Origin of the sequence: Mesorhizobium sp. M7A.F.Ca.US.006.04.2.1, from assembly GCF_004022915.1 — a bacterium.
Lineage (GTDB): Bacteria > Pseudomonadota > Alphaproteobacteria > Rhizobiales > Rhizobiaceae > Mesorhizobium > Mesorhizobium ciceri.
This window is the reverse complement of sequence record NZ_RZQA01000047.1, coordinates 1-14,709: the sequence shown is the minus strand read 5'-3', so window position 1 is coordinate 14,709 and position 14,709 is coordinate 1. Positions and strand designations below refer to the sequence as shown.

The following is a 14,709-nucleotide window of genomic DNA, read 5'->3' as shown; positions in this document are numbered from 1 at the left end:
CTTGTAGCCCTCGACCGTTGCCTTCTTCCAGGCGCTGCCCCATTTCGGCGTGCCGGGCAGGGTCGGCCTGGTTCCGATCGGGCGCCCGTTGGTGGGAATGCAGTTGATGCCCGCACCGCCGACGAAGTCCAGCGCGCCGTGGTCGAACGCGTCACCATTGTAATCGTCGATCGTCTGGCCGAGCGCGCCTGCGGCGATGAACGGGTTGAAGTTCTTGTCGTCGAAGAACACCTGCACGCCGGCGTTTGTCTGGTAGCAGTAATTGCGCCCAACCGTTCCTTCGCCGCTGCCGGGGTCGTAGATCTTGCCGATGCCGGACAGCATCATCAGCCGGGCATTGTGCAGGCCGTAGGCGCACAGCAGCACCAGATCGGCCGGCTGGAAGTACTCCTCGCCTGAGGTATCGACGTAGGTCACGCCGCGCGCCGACTTGCCTCCGGGAGCCAGATCGACATGCAGTACCTCGCTGTCGGTGCGGACTTCGAAATTGGACTTCTTCATCAGCACCGGAAGGACGGTGGTCTGGGCGCTCGACTTCGAATAGTTGGCACAGCCGAAGCGTTCGCAGAATCCGCAATAGGTGCATTGACCCATGGCGATGCCGAGCGGGTTGACATAGGCCCGCGACATGTTGGCGGATGGGGTCGGGAAGGGATGCAGGCCGATCGACCGGCCGACCTCGGCGAACAGGGTTGGCGCGTAGGTCATCTGCATCGGCGGGTTCGGATAATCCCGCGACCTTGGATCCTCGAACGGATTGCCGCCTTCCTGCAACTGCCCCTTGATATTGCCGGCCTTGCCCGAGATGCCTGCCAGATACTCGAACTGGTCGTAATAGGGCTCCATCTCCGCGCCGGTCACGCCCCAGTCCTCGACCTGGAGATCGGCGATTCTCGATGCACCATATTTCTTGGTCAGATTGGTCTTTATCTGAAAGTCTGAATCCCAGAACCGCCAGGTGTGGCCGTTCCAGTGGACGCCGGCGCCGCCGACGCCGTTGCCGGGGAGGAAGGAGCCGAAATCGCGCATCGGCAGCGCCTTCTGCGACGGGTCGTTGCGCACCGTCATGGTTTCCAAGGCGGGCTGCAGGAAGAGGTCGCGCCGGATGCTGTAGCGCAACTCATCCTGCGCGTAGCCGATGTTGAAATCGGTTGCCGTATCGCGCCAGGGGCCGCGTTCTATAGCCACCACGTCCAGGCCCTGATCGGTCAATTCGTGGGCCAGAATGGATCCCGTCCAGCCGAGGCCGACGATCACGACGTCTTTGCGAGGCAGTATCTTGGTCATGATCAGGCGCCTTTGCCGAGCCATTCGGGGCGCCCGATGATCGAGACAGGCGGCTGCGGATATGGCTGATTGTGTTTGCTGACATGGTCGCGGTAGTCGTAGCGGGCGCCTGGAAAACCAAGCATGCGCCACGAGACCATGTCCTTGTTGCCGCCATAGACGGGGTCGGCAAAGAACCCCTCCATGGTGTTCTGCAGCAGAAGCCCGAAGAAACCCGGCCCCTTGACGCCATTGGGCAGGTCGACCTTCCCGGCCTCCATAGCCGTCAGGAAGGCATCCTGTTCGGCCGGTGCGAGCTCGACGAATGTCTTGCCGTCCCGCTGTTTCAGGAAAGCGTCGATGGCGGCAAGCCCGGTGCGGTAACGCTGCGCCGGATTGGCCTCGCCCTGATAGCCCTGGGTGGGCAGTCCAGGCAGAAACGGGCCTTGCGTGTAAAGCCGGCTCGACGCACCGAACGCCCCCATCAACTGCCTGTCGATATAGACGGCGCAACCGGCTTCCTTGCCGCCCATGCTGAGCTCGTCGGCCGGAATGATGCGGTCGACGATCGCCTCGACTAGGGCTGCTTCCTGGGCCGAGAAAAAGTGCCAGCCGCCTGCCACGACCTGCGTCGGTGGATCGGATGCCATTGGCGTCCAGGGCAAAGTGCCCGAGAACGATCGCGCAAAACCGGCCGATGTCGCGGTTGCCGTAAACATTGCGACCGAGGACAGGAAAAGACGCCGATTCATTCGGACAGGGTTGCGACGGTTCATATTAGGAATCTCAAAAATAAGAGAGCGCGCTTGGGAAGTGATGCCCAAGTATTCATGACAACGATAGTTAGGTTAAGCCGCAGATCGAATGCCGATAGACTGCGAGATGAAAATGACCTCGTCAACCACATCACAAAATCGTTAGCGAGGGTTTGGTCTACTGTCGACCAGGTCTGCTTGTGCTGTTGGAAGCCGGTTTTCGCCCGGAACTTGGGCTGCAGCGTCGCCTCTTGCAGAGCGTCCTGGCATACGCGGCCGGATACTGGACCGATAGAAACAGCATCGTGCCATCAGGCATGAATCAGGGACAGCCACAGACCGGCTGGCGTTCGAGGTAGTGGTCGACACCAGGGCGCCACCGCGACGTATCACGAGGCGTTTCGGACCCCTTGATCATACCTGCTCAGCTGGCAAGCAGCCTAATGAGTTTACGACCTGGACGACGCCTTGTAGACTGAACACATGGCGCTCAAACGGATGGACAACATAGGAATCGTCGTCGATGACCTCGAAGAGACGATTGGTTTCTTTGGCGAGCTCGGCCTTGAGCTCGAAGGGCGGGCCACGATCGAAGGAGAATGGGCCGGACGTGTCACTGGACTGGGCGATCAACGCGTCGAGATTGCCATGATGCGGACGCCGGACGGCCACAGCCGGCTCGAACTGTCCCGCTTCCTCACGCCGCCTGTCGTCTCGGATCACCGCAACGCCCCGGTTAACGCCCTCGGCTACCTCCGCGTCATGTTCGCCGTGGACGACATTGACGGGACGCTTGAAAGGCTCCGCAATCGCGGTGCGCGGCTCGAAGGCGAAGTTGTCCAGTATAGAGACGTGTATCGGCTCTGCTACATTCGAGGGCCCGGAGGGCTTCTCATAGGGCTCGCGCAAGAACTAAGCTGAGCGCAATGCGCTAAGCGGCCTGCCGCTTCGGCACCATCTGCTCATCCATCCCCGGCCGATGGCCGCGCAGATAGAGCGCGCAGGTGGTGCGCAGCATCGACGCAAAGTTCGGGATGGCGCCGTTGATCTCTATGGCTTCGTCATAGAGCTTGGAGATGAATTTCGGCGTCGTCAGGTTCTGGTTTTCGGCGATCTCGTCAAGCAACGCCCAGAACGTCGCTTCGAGCTGGATGCTGGTCGAGTGACCGTCGATGCGAATCGAGCGGTTGATCTGGCGATAGCCTTCGGGGTCCTGGCCCGCAAACACCCTGCACATCCGACAAACCTCCCATGATTGTTGGTCTTGGGTGGACGGCGTGCAGTTTGATACTGCTTGACCTGTCCCCACACGTATTCTCGGGCAAAATTGCCGGTCCGGCAATCGGACTTTCGTCCCGTTCGCGGCTGCGGGCGTGGTAACCGGCTGCCACCACCTTTTGTCCGCGCCGCGCATAATCGCCTCCACACCAGCGCGGAGACTAATTTGGCCAAGGCGATCCACAGTATGATCCGGGTTCTCGACGAGACCCGATCGGTCGATTTCTACAGAAACGCCTTCGGGCTCAATGTCGCCGACAGGCTGGATTTCGAGACGTTCACGCTCCTTTACCTCAGCAATGCCGAGGCAGGGTTCGAGCTCGAACTGACCGTGAACAAGGATCGGCAGGAAGCTTACGGGCTCGGCGACGGCTACGGTCACTTCGCTGTCTCCGTCGCCGACCTCGACAGCGAACATGACCGTCTCGGTGCGCTTGGCCTGAATCCGAAGAAGATCGTCGAGTTCAACCGCGACGGATCGCTGATCGCCCGCTTTTTCTTCATCGAGGACCCCGACGGCTACAAGATCGAGGTTCTGCAGCGCGGAGGTCGCTTCCAATAGGAGACATAGCAGTCGCGCCGGCAGGTGCGGCGCCAGCAAACGCACTCTCAACAGTGCACATAGCAAGCAGGGAGGAATAAAATGGTCACGATCTATGACGCGAAGCCCGGGCTTTCACGTCGCGAGCTTCTCAAACGCGGCGGCATCGGCGCGCTGCTCGTCATCTCCGGTAGCGCCGTCATCAGTCCTGAACATGCCTGGGGGCTCGAGACATCGGCACTCAAGCCCGAAACCATGGCGACGCTGATCCAGATGGCGCGCGACATCTATCCGCACGATCAGGTGCCGGACAAATACTACGCCATTGCCGTGAAAGGTCATGACGAGCAGGCCGGCAAGGACGCCGCCTACAAGGCGATGCTCGAGGATGGCATCGCCGACCTCGACAAGAAATCCGGTGGCGGCGGCTATCGCGGCCTTGGCTGGGAGGACCAGCGGGTCGCGATGCTGAAGCAGATCGAGGCGACGCCGTTTTTCCAGGCCATCAGAGGCGGCCTTGTGGTCGGCCTCTACAACCAGAAAGAGGTGTGGCCGATCTTCGGCTACGAGGGCGAGTCCTATTCCAAGGGCGGCTACATCGCGCGCGGTTTCGACGACATCGAGTGGCTCTGAGCCCCGTCGTTCCTGAACCCGCAAACAGAAATCATGGGAGGAAACCATGGCAGCTTCATTTGATCTGAACAACGACGGCGTGGTCGTCATCATCGGTTCGGGCGCCGGCGGCGGCACGCTCGGCAACGAACTTGCCCAGAAGGGTGTCGACGTCGTCATCCTGGAAGCCGGCGCGCGCCACGAATACGAGGATTTCGTCAATGACGAGTGGGGTTCGTTCGCCCAGCTCGCCTGGACCGACAAGCGCACCACGTCCGGCGACTGGCGCGTGGCAAAGGATTTTCCGAACCTGCCGGCCTGGGTCGTCAAGTCGGTCGGCGGTTCGACCACGCATTGGGCGGGAGCCTCGCTGCGCTTCCAGGAGCACGAGTTCAAGACGCTCTCGACCTATGGCAAACTGGAAGGCGCCAACCTGCTCGATTGGCCGATCACGCTGGCCGAGATGGAGCCCTACTACGCCAAGGCCGAGGCCAAGATGGGCGTCACCGGCACCAATGACTGGCCGCGGCTGCCGGGCAACAACAATTTCAAGGTGTTGAAGGCCGGCGCCGACAAGCTCGGCTACAAGGAATGCCACACCGGCAACATGGCCATCAACTCGGTCGATCGCGACGATCGTAATTCCTGCCAGCAAACCGGCTTCTGCTTCCAGGGCTGTAAATGGGGCGCCAAATGGTCGACGCTCTACACCGAGATCCCCAAGGGCGAGGCGACAGGCCATCTCGAAGTCAGGCCGAATGCCATGGCGATCAAGATCAACCACGACGCCAGCGGAAAGGTGACCGGCGTCGTCTACGCCGACAAGGACGGCAAGCTGCAGGAGCAGAAGGCGCGCATCGTCGCGGTTGCCGGCAACTCGATCGAGAGCCCAAGGCTGCTGCTCAATTCGGCGTCGGGAAAATTCCCCGATGGGCTTGCCAACTCGTCGGGCCAGGTCGGCAAGAACTACATGCGCCACACCACCGGCTCGGTCTATGCCATCTTCGACAGGCCGGTGCATATGTATCGCGGCACCACCATGGCCGGCATCATCCGCGACGAGGCGCGGCATGATCCGTCGCGTGGGTTCGTGGGCGGCTACGAGTTCGAGACGCTGTCGCTCGGCCTGCCGTTCATGGCCGCATTCCTCGATCCGGGCGCCTGGGGGCGCTCGTTCACCACCGCACTCGATCACTACGACCACATGGCCGGCCTGTGGATCGTCGGTGAGGACATGCCGCGCGCGGAGAACCGCATCACGCTGCATGCAGACGAGAAGGACGCGCACGGCATGCCGATCGCCGACGTGCATTTCGACGACCATCCGAACGACACGGCGATGCGTAACCACGCCTACAAACAGGCTACGGCACTTTACGATGCGGTCGGCGCCACCCGCACCTTCCCGACGCCACCCTATCCGTCGACTCACAATCTCGGCACCAACCGGATGAGCGAGAAAGCGGAAGACGGGGTCGTCAACAAGCACGGCCAGGCGCACGACATCAAGAACCTGTTCGTGTCGGACGGCAGCCAGTTCACTACCGGGGCCGCTGAAAACCCGACCCTGACGATCGTGTCGCTGGCGATCCGCCAGGCCGACTACATCGCCGCGCAGATGTCGGCAAAGACGATCTAGTCACATCCTCCCGACGGACTGCTGGCGCGGAACCCGCAAGGTTCCGCGCCTTTTTCTTGCCGCCTTATTGCTTGGTGCAGGTCGATGCGGTGAAGGCGCCGTCGGGTTGCTTCATGATGATGTCGAAGGAGGGCACGGTTTCGCCGTCCAGCGTCGCCTGGGTCAGCGACAGCGAGTTGCCGCCGGCGGTGTAGCCGCCCAGTGGTCCCAGCCAGGAAATCACGCCGTTCGCATCCATTTGGTAGTTGTACCCTTGCTGAGCGGGGCCGAAGACGCCGAGGCTGGTGTAGACAGGGCCGCTGTAGACGTTCCCCTTAATGGTGATGTCGCCGAGGCTGAGGAACATGCCAAGCAGGTACACTTCGCAATGATAGGTGCCGTCAGGCATCTTGCCATCGCTGAAATCGGCTCGCGCGGCTCCGGTTGCTGCGGCCAGAAGCAGTATGCCGATGAAAAAGCGTGAAATCCCTGAAATCATGACGTCGCTCGTTTGAAGAGCGAGCTTGCCCTATTTTTGCACCGCGCCGCAACATCGGTCGCCCAAGGCGCCGCTATTGAGATCAAAATCTAGGCAGCCTCAGAGAATGAGCGAAAATTAGGCAAAAACTGTGTAAGCTGCGCAAATTTCCCTCAATCGATTTCTGGCCGGCTCTCTTTGTTTTGGAAGCCGCTATATCCAAGGCGCTGATATCTATGAACTATTTGTACCCTTTCGGGATCGCTGGAGCGGTTGGCATGGGGGTTGCATTGTAGTGTTGCAGTGCAATCAACTAGCTTGGGAGTCCGTAATATGAGGGGTAATTTCTCGACAATAACAAAAATGTTTTCGGCTGGTGCGGTCGCCGCCGGCCTGTTGATGTCGGCTCCGGCCAAGGCCGCCGACGACACGATCAAGGTCGGCATTCTCCATTCGCTCTCGGGGACCATGGCGATTTCGGAGACGACACTGAAGGACGCCATGCTGATGCTCATCGACGAGCAGAACGCCAAGGGCGGCCTGCTCGGCAAGAAGCTCGAGGCGGTCGTCGTCGATCCGGCTTCCAACTGGCCGCTGTTTGCCGAAAAGGCGCGCGAACTGATCTCCAAGGACAAGGTTGCGGCGGTGTTCGGCTGCTGGACCTCGGTGTCGCGCAAATCGGTGCTGCCGGTGTTCTCCGAACTCGACAACATCCTGTTCTATCCGGTCCAGTATGAGGGCGAGGAGAGCGAGCGCAACGTGTTCTACACGGGTGCGGCGCCGAACCAGCAGGCGATCCCGGCGGTCGACTATCTGATGAGCGAGGACGGCGGTTCGGTTAAGCGCTGGGTGCTGGAAGGCACCGACTACGTCTATCCGCGCACCACCAACAAGATCCTCGAGGCCTATCTGAAGGCCAAGGGTGTGGCGGCTGAAGACATCATGGTCAATTACACGCCGTTCGGCTTCTCCGACTGGCAGACCGAGGTTTCGGCGATCAAGAAGTTCGGTTCGGCCGGCAAGAAGACCGCCGTCGTCTCGACCGTCAACGGCGACGCCAACGTGCCGTTCTACAAGGAACTCGGCAACCAGGGCATCAAGGCCGAGGACATTCCGGTCATGGCCTTCTCGGTCGGCGAGGAAGAGCTTGCAGGTCTCGACACCGCGCCGCTGGTCGGCCATCTCGCCGCCTGGAACTATTTCGAGAGCATCGATACGCCCGAGAACAAGAAGTTCATCGCCGACTGGCACAAGTTCATCAAGAACGACAAGCGCACCACCAACGACCCGATGGAGGCCCATTATATCGGCTTCAACATGTGGGTGAAGGCGGTCGAGAAGGCCGGCACCACCGATCCGGACAAGGTCATCGACGCCATGATCGGCGTGTCGGTGCCGAACCTGACCGGCGGCTATTCGACGATGATGCCGAACCACCACATCACCAAGCCGGTGCTGATCGGCGAAATCCAGGCCGACGGCCAGTTCGAGACCGTGTCGCGCACGCCGGGCCTGGTGATGGGCGACGAATGGTCCGACTATCTGCCTGATTCCAAGGACCTGATCTCGGATTGGCGCGCGCCTCTGTCCTGCGGCAACTTTAATGTTGCCACCGGCAAGTGCGGCGGCAAGGGCACGAACTGATCCCTCCCAGGGCTGACCCAGTCAGACCGCGCGCGTCCGGACGGCTTCCTCCGCCGTCCGGACGCCCACTTCAACCTTCAGGGGTTACCAGAAACCGATGACCTTAATCCGCACGGGTTTGATGCTGTTGTTCCTGCTGGCGACACTGTCGTCATCGGGCGCTGGCGAAACCGATCTGCGCGGCATCATCGCCAAATTCGCCACGGCCAAGGGCTTTTCCGAGATCGGAGCCGTCGTCCACGAACTGGCAGCCGCTGGCGACCCGGCGGTGGAGCGGCCGCTTGCGGCACTTGCCGACGGCAACCTCTATGTCCGCAAGGCCGATTCCCTGGTGTTTGTCGGCAAGGAAGCGGGCGAGAGCGTCCAGCTTTCCGACCCGTTGAGCGGGGAGGCATCGGGTGAGGCGGCCAAGGACGGCATCACCAAGATCAAGGTCAACAACACGCTGCGTCGCGTCATCCGCGATGCGTTGGGCACGCTGACGCTCGGCGCCAAGGATCCGGCTGTTCGCATCGCCGCCGCCGACACCATGTTCAAGACACCTGACGCCGCAAATATCGCCCCCCTCGATACGGCGATCGCCGGTGAGGCCGTGGCCAGCGTCAAGGCTCTGCTCGAACAGGCCCGTGCCGCGTCAGTTCTTGTCTCGGATCGGCCCGAAGCCGACAAGCTCGCCGCCATCGCGCTTATCGGGGCACGGGGCGATCGCGATGCTGTTTCGCTGCTCACTTCGGTCGTGGCGAATTCCACCGACGCGGTTAGGCAAGCGGCGACAGCCGCGATCGCCAACATCAATTCGACGCTGGCCTTCTGGGACGCCGGGCAGAACGTCTGGTACGGCATCTCGCTGGGCTCGGTGCTGCTGCTGGCGGCAATCGGCCTCGCCATCACGTTCGGCGTCATGGGCGTCATCAACATGGCGCATGGCGAGATGGTAATGCTCGGCGCCTACACGACCTTCGTCGTCCAGCAGGTGATCCGTACATCCTTCCCGGACCTGTTCGACTGGTCGCTGGTCATCGCACTGCCGCTCGCGTTTCTCGTCGCGGCCCTGGTTGGCCTGATCATCGAGCGCGGTGTCATCCGCTTCCTCTATGGCCGGCCGCTTGAAACGCTGCTGGCGACATGGGGCGTCTCGCTGATCCTGCAACAGGCCGTGCGCTCAATCTTCGGGCCGACCAACCAAGAGGTCGGCAACCCATCCTGGATGTCGGGCTCGTTCAATGTCGGACAGTTGGCGATCACCTGGAACCGCCTGTGGATCCTGGTTTTCGCGCTCGCTGTCTTCGGCATCCTGCTCTACGTGATGAAGCGCACGCCCTGGGGCCTGCAGATGCGCGCCGTCACCGCCAACCGGCGCATGGCTGCCTCGATGGGCATCAGGACGCCGTGGGTCGACGCGCTGACCTTCGCGCTCGGCTCCGGCATTGCCGGCATTGCCGGCGTCGCGCTGAGCCAGATCGACAACGTCTCGCCCAATCTCGGCCGCGGGTACATCATCGACAGCTTCATGGTCGTTGTCTTCGGCGGCGTCGGTAATCTGTGGGGCACGCTGGTCGGCGCCTTCTCGCTCGGCATCGTCAACAAGTTCCTCGAGCCTTATGCGGGCGCGGTGCTCGGCAAGATCGTCGTGCTGGTGCTGATCATCCTGTTCATCCAGAAACGCCCGCGCGGCCTGTTCGCGCTCAAGGGGAGGGCGGTGGAAGCATGATCACGGGACGCTTCTTTGCCGCCGGCGCGGACCGCCGCATCGCCATTACGATCTCCATCCTGCTGGCGGTGGCCGTCATCGTGCCGTTGCTCAACCTTGCGGTGTCTCCTACCAGCGCCTTCTACATCCCATCCTACATCGTCGCGCTGACCGGCAAATATCTCTGCTATGCGCTGCTTGCCTTGGCGCTCGACCTGGTCTGGGGCTATTGCGGCATCCTTTCGCTCGGCCACGGCGCCTTCTTCGCGCTCGGCGGCTATGCAATGGGCATGTATCTGATGCGTCAGATCGGCTCGCGCGGCGTCTATGGCAATCCCGTCCTGCCCGACTTCATGGTGTTCCTGAACTACAAGGAACTGCCATGGTTCTGGTATGGCTTCGACCATTTCTGGTTCGCCGGCCTCATGGTGCTCGCGGTGCCTGGCCTGCTGGCTTTCGTCTTCGGCTGGTTCGCCTTCCGCAGCCGCGTCACCGGCGTTTATCTCTCCATCATTACCCAGGCGATGACGTATGCGCTGCTGCTTGCCTTTTTCCGCAACGATATGGGGTTCGGCGGCAACAACGGCCTGACCGATTTCAAGGATATTCTGGGCTTCAACGTGCAGGCCGACGCGACGCGCTCGGCGCTGTTTGCCGCCAGCGCGGTGATGCTGGCACTTGCCGTCTTCGTCACCTGGGCGATCGTCGGCTCAAAATACGGCAAGCTCTTGATGGCGGTACGCGATGCCGAGAGCCGCACGCGCTTTCTCGGCTGGCGGGCGGAGAACGTGAAACTGTTCGCCTTCACCGTCTCGGCCGTCATGGCCGGCATAGCCGGTGCGCTCTACGTGCCGCAGGTCGGCATCATCAACCCTGGTGAATTCGAGCCGGCCAATTCGATTGAAGTCGTCGTCTGGGCGGCTGTCGGCGGGCGCGGCACCATTGTCGGGCCGATCATCGGTGCGTTGCTGGTCAATGCCGGAAAATCCTGGTTCACCGGCGTACTGCCGGAGTTCTGGCTGTTTGCACTGGGTGGACTATTCGTCGCCGTCACGCTTTTGCTGCCCAAGGGCATCATCGGCATGTGGGACAGCTGGCGCGGCAACGCCAAGGCGTTGCGAGCTGCTTCGATTGCCGAGGAAGCCGGCACCGATGCCGATGTCTCGCCGCCGGCGAAAATCGTTCGCAGTGAAGCAAGAAAGCCAGGTGACTGGTCCGCCAGCAACCCCGAACCACAGCCGGCGGAGTGAGCGACCATGTCAAAGTCGAACACGATCCTTTATCTCGACGGCGTCTCGGTCTCCTTCGACGGCTTTCGCGCCATCAACAATCTGTCGCTGGTGCTCGACAAGGGCGAGATGCGCGCCATCATCGGCCCCAACGGCGCCGGCAAGACGACGATGATGGACATCGTCACCGGCAAGACGCGGCCCGACGAGGGCGAAGTGTTCTTCGACGGCCAAGTCGATCTGACCAAGCACGACGAGGCCGAGATCGCAATGATGGGCATTGGCCGTAAATTTCAGAAGCCGACCGTCTTCGAAAGCCACACGATCGAGGAAAACCTGATGCTGGCGCTGAAGGGTCCTCGCTCGATCTTCCCGGCGCTGTTTCACCGCCGCTCGGCCGCCGAGACGCGGCAGATCGATGACATCCTCGGCATCATCCGGCTTGGCGACAAGCGTGACGAACTGGCGGCCAATCTCAGCCATGGGCAAAAGCAGTGGCTGGAGATCGGCATGCTCTTGGCGCAGGACCCGAAACTGCTTCTGGTTGACGAGCCGGTCGCCGGCATGACCGATGCCGAGACCGAGGAAACCGCGCGGCTGCTCAAGGATATCGCCCGCGACCATTCGGTCATCGTCGTCGAGCACGACATGCATTTCGTGCGCGAGCTCGGCGTCAAGGTCACCTGCCTGCACGAGGGCTCGGTGCTCTCGGAAGGCACACTCGATTTCGTGTCGGCCGACGAGCGTGTCGTCGAAGTCTATCTGGGGAGATGAGCATGGTCTGGCGGGTTCAGTTCCATCACTTCGATCTGTCGTTTCTCAGGTTCTGGAGACGGCGCTGACATGCTCGAAGTTTCCAATGCCACGCTGCACTACGGCGCCGCCCAGGCGCTGCGCGGCGTATCGCTGAAGGCGGGCGCCGGCAAGATCACCTGCGTGCTCGGCCGCAACGGCGTCGGCAAGACCAGTTTGATGAGATCGATCGTCGGCCACCACCGGCTGACGAGCGGAAGCGTTGCCTTCGAGGGGAAGGCGCTCGACCGGAGCGCGGCGTATGACCGCGCCCGGTCGGGCATCGCATTCGTACCGCAGGGCAGGGAGGTCTTTCCGCTGCTCACCGTGCGGGAGAACCTGGAATCAGGCTTTGCGCCGCTGAGGCGAGCCGACCGCAACATTCCGGCGCATGTCTTCGAATTGTTCCCTGTGCTGAAGCAGATGCTCGGCCGTCGCGGCGGCGATCTTTCCGGCGGCCAGCAGCAACAGCTCGCCATCGGGCGGGCGCTGGTGATGCGGCCGAAACTGCTCGTGCTCGATGAACCGACCGAGGGCATACAGCCGTCGATCATTAAGGACATCGGCCGCGCCATCCGCTATCTGCGCGACCAGGCGGGCATCGCCGTGCTTTTGGTCGAACAATATCTCGATTTCTGCCGCGAGCTCGCCGACGAGGTCAACATCATGGACCGGGGCGTGATCGTCCATACCGGCCCGGCTGAAGATTTAGACCGGGCTGATGTGCGGAAGTTCCTTACCGTCTAGAATTGGCGGTGAACTTCAGTTGGCGATCCGAAGTTCTTGCCAAGTCCAATATTTCTCCATCCGATCACCTGCGTCTCTGGCACGCTCAATATCGCGTGCTAGTCTTTTCCATGGCTTTGTGAGTCGGCCGCTTCCGTATCAGTCTGGTTATCGCAGATCGAGGACCACGGCCAATGCCGGGCAAGTTTCACGCAAGCAAGGCTGCCTAGCTTCCCTCCTGCGATCTCTGTCGTTCAAACGCGTTTGGGCACACAGGCTAAAGGACAGCCATGGAACGTTACGTCGAGGATTACCAGAAGCGGCGGCTTACCGAACGCGTCGACATCATCGCTGCCATCAATATCTTGAGATCACAGGGCTGCGACTACGACGATCTGATCGAGGAGATCACCAAGGTCTTCTATGTCGATCTCGATACCTTCAATGAGATTGTCATGGCGGCCTAGGAGCCGCATTCGTCTCCCCACGATCAGAGGCCGGTGTTGCGCGATTAGCTTGCGCGCCTGAACGGAGACGCGGTGACGCGGTTACGGCCTCCGCGCTTGGCGTCGTAGAGCGCCTTGTCGGCGGCGTTGAGCACCTTGTCGAAGCCGAGGCCTTCCTTGGTGCCGAAAGCAAATCCGGCACTGACGGTGCATATCAGCGAGCCTGTCTCGGTTTCGATGCGGTGCGCGGCGAAAGCTGCCCGTATGGCCTCGGCGGTGGCCTCCACCGTTTCGGGCAAGGTCCGCTTCAGCACCAGCGCGAACTCCTCGCCGCCCATGCGCGCGGCGACGTCGGCCGGGCGGCGATTGCTGGCGAGTTCCCGTGCAAACACCCTCAGCACTTCATCACCGGCGGCGTGGCCGAATTCGTCGTTGATGGCCTTGAAGTTGTCGAGATCGAAGACGACCACCGCCGTGAAGGCGCCGACCGGCGCATCGCCGTGCAGGTCGAACAGGGCGCGGCGGTTGAGCAGGCCGGTCAGCGGGTCGGTCAGGGCATTGTGGCGGTGATGCCGGGCCAAGCGTCCCTGATTCAGGGCCAGGGAAAGCGCTCCAATCCCGGTCATGCTGGCGATGACGATGATGAGGCTCAGTTCCTCGGCCCAGTTGCTTGGCGCATGTCCAAGGACCAGCTTTCCATCCAAGGCTAAAACCATGGCGCAGAGAGCGAAGGATGCGGCCGTGGCAGAATAGAGCGCGGTGATACCGATCGTCAGGGCAGGGGCTTCGTCGCGGCCCTTCCAGTATTCGACCGCCGTTGCGAACAGAAGCAAGGCGGCGAAGGCATTTTCGAACATGAAGCCCAGCCCGTCATAGCCTAGAGCCATGGGAGGCAACGTCACGGCCAGCGAAATGGCGCTGCCAAGTACAGTTCGGGGCACTGGCGAGCCGCCGGTTCTAAACTGGTAGGCCGCGCCCAGCATTGTCGAGAAACCGAGCAGGAGGAAAGCCAGCGTGGCGATGCCCAGCAGGCGCCCGGGCATGTCGATATAAGCGTCATAGACAAAAATATCGCCGACCACGAACACCAGGCTGATCGCCCATGTCAGCAGGAATTTCTCCGAGCGAGCGGTCAGCCACATGCCGAACAATGTCAGGCTCAGGCAGGCCGCGGAAAAACCGACAGCCAGGAGAAGTGAAGTGTAGTCGAGCGACATGCCCCTCGTCCTTGCCCGTGGCGGCCCAGATCTGCGACTGGTCTGGCTGGATTCATGCAGCAAGGAGGTATCGATAAGGTTACGACGGTGGCGAAGATGCCATGATTCCGCTGCGTCAGGGCACCGGTTGACCCTGGTCCACTCGCTTCATCAGTGCCATGGCGCCGAACGGCGCGCGCACCTTGCCCTCGGTGATGAAGTAAACGAACACGTCGCGCGGCTTGACCGGCGCATCGGTGGCGGGGTCGGCGCGCCGCAGGTCGGCCGGCTGCTTGCCTTGCGCCCAGGTCTTTACCCGCGCGGCCCATTCATCGAGGCCTTTCGGCGTATAGCAGTCGGGATTGTCATCGCTGCCGGTCTGCAGTCGGGCGTAGACGAAATCGGCGGTGATGTCGGCGATATCAGGATATTTGGCAT

16 protein-coding genes are annotated in these 14,709 nt (G+C 61.6%); 10 read left to right on the top strand and 6 right to left on the bottom strand.

From position 1 onward, the window contains the following. Together EN925_RS04640 and EN925_RS04635 are read right to left on the bottom strand one after the other, a co-directional pair. A partial coding sequence (locus EN925_RS04640) for a GMC family oxidoreductase (protein ID WP_164894134.1) occupies window positions 1-1,287 on the bottom strand: 1,287 nt, incomplete at its 3' end. 2 nt (window positions 1,288-1,289) lie between these two features. Continuing rightward, window positions 1,290-1,916: a gluconate 2-dehydrogenase subunit 3 family protein gene (locus EN925_RS04635; RefSeq protein ID WP_224619294.1), complete on the bottom strand. Its 627-nt coding sequence runs from the start codon at window positions 1,914-1,916 to the stop codon at window positions 1,290-1,292. A gap of 588 nt (window positions 1,917-2,504) precedes the next feature. On the opposite strand from EN925_RS04635, the gene EN925_RS04630 reads away from it, so the two are divergent. Continuing rightward, a complete protein-coding gene (locus tag EN925_RS04630) occupies window positions 2,505-2,942 on the top strand; it encodes a VOC family protein (protein WP_024503525.1) in 438 nt (145 codons plus the stop codon). A 10-nt stretch (window positions 2,943-2,952) separates the two neighbouring features. On the opposite strand, the gene EN925_RS04625 is transcribed toward EN925_RS04630, so the two are convergent. Beyond that, entirely contained in the window at window positions 2,953-3,258 is a 306-nt protein-coding gene (locus tag EN925_RS04625; protein WP_063167926.1) for a ribbon-helix-helix domain-containing protein, read from the bottom strand. A 207-nt stretch (window positions 3,259-3,465) separates the two neighbouring features. On the opposite strand from EN925_RS04625, the gene EN925_RS04620 reads away from it, so the two are divergent. The 3 genes from EN925_RS04620 to EN925_RS04610 all read left to right on the top strand — a co-directional run bounded on the left by EN925_RS04620 (window position 3,466) and on the right by EN925_RS04610 (window position 6,091). Continuing rightward, window positions 3,466-3,861: a VOC family protein gene (locus EN925_RS04620; RefSeq protein WP_027161507.1), complete on the top strand. Its 396-nt coding sequence runs from the start codon at window positions 3,466-3,468 to the stop codon at window positions 3,859-3,861. Window positions 3,862-3,942: 81 nt separating this feature from the next. Next, a complete protein-coding gene (locus tag EN925_RS04615; protein WP_024503522.1) occupies window positions 3,943-4,473 on the top strand; it encodes a hypothetical protein in 531 nt (176 codons plus the stop codon). Between the two features lie 46 nt (window positions 4,474-4,519). Continuing rightward, the gene (locus tag EN925_RS04610) at window positions 4,520-6,091 is read left to right on the top strand and encodes a GMC family oxidoreductase (RefSeq protein ID WP_127385404.1); all 1,572 of its coding nucleotides are present in this window, start codon (window positions 4,520-4,522) and stop codon (window positions 6,089-6,091) included. A gap of 64 nt (window positions 6,092-6,155) precedes the next feature. Here EN925_RS04610 and EN925_RS04605 read toward each other — a convergent pair whose 3' ends face one another. Next, window positions 6,156-6,569 carry a hypothetical protein gene (locus EN925_RS04605; RefSeq protein WP_027161509.1) on the bottom strand — a complete coding sequence of 138 codons (414 nt, stop codon included), beginning with the start codon at window positions 6,567-6,569 and terminating at the stop codon, window positions 6,156-6,158. 312 nt (window positions 6,570-6,881) lie between these two features. On the opposite strand from EN925_RS04605, the gene urtA reads away from it, so the two are divergent. From urtA to EN925_RS04575, 6 genes are all read left to right on the top strand, one after another. Continuing rightward, entirely contained in the window at window positions 6,882-8,192 is a 1,311-nt protein-coding gene (urtA, locus tag EN925_RS04600; RefSeq protein WP_013531849.1) for an urea ABC transporter substrate-binding protein, read from the top strand. Between the two features lie 97 nt (window positions 8,193-8,289). After that, window positions 8,290-9,903 carry an urea ABC transporter permease subunit UrtB gene (urtB, locus tag EN925_RS04595; protein WP_127385405.1) on the top strand — a complete coding sequence of 538 codons (1,614 nt, stop codon included), beginning with the start codon at window positions 8,290-8,292 and terminating at the stop codon, window positions 9,901-9,903. Beyond that, window positions 9,900-11,132, top strand: coding sequence for an urea ABC transporter permease subunit UrtC (gene urtC / locus EN925_RS04590; RefSeq protein ID WP_027161511.1), 1,233 nt, complete (start codon window positions 9,900-9,902; stop codon window positions 11,130-11,132). Before urtB ends, urtC begins: the two co-directional genes overlap by 4 nt. A gap of 6 nt (window positions 11,133-11,138) precedes the next feature. Continuing rightward, window positions 11,139-11,885, top strand: a complete 747-nt coding sequence (gene urtD, locus EN925_RS04585) for an urea ABC transporter ATP-binding protein UrtD (RefSeq protein ID WP_013531846.1) — start codon at window positions 11,139-11,141, stop codon at window positions 11,883-11,885. Window positions 11,886-11,954: 69 nt separating this feature from the next. Then, on the top strand, window positions 11,955-12,650 hold the full coding sequence (gene urtE / locus EN925_RS04580; RefSeq protein ID WP_013531845.1) for an urea ABC transporter ATP-binding subunit UrtE: 696 nt from the start codon (window positions 11,955-11,957) through the stop codon (window positions 12,648-12,650). Window positions 12,651-12,919: 269 nt separating this feature from the next. Next, entirely contained in the window at window positions 12,920-13,096 is a 177-nt protein-coding gene (locus tag EN925_RS04575) for a hypothetical protein (protein WP_013531844.1), read from the top strand. Between the two features lie 44 nt (window positions 13,097-13,140). On the opposite strand, the gene EN925_RS04570 is transcribed toward EN925_RS04575, so the two are convergent. After that, a complete protein-coding gene (locus tag EN925_RS04570; RefSeq protein WP_013531843.1) occupies window positions 13,141-14,292 on the bottom strand; it encodes a GGDEF domain-containing protein in 1,152 nt (383 codons plus the stop codon). 115 nt (window positions 14,293-14,407) lie between these two features. Beyond that, window positions 14,408-14,709, bottom strand: a 302-nt coding sequence (locus EN925_RS04565; protein ID WP_128336371.1) for a DUF72 domain-containing protein, incomplete at its 5' end; no start/stop codon positions are given.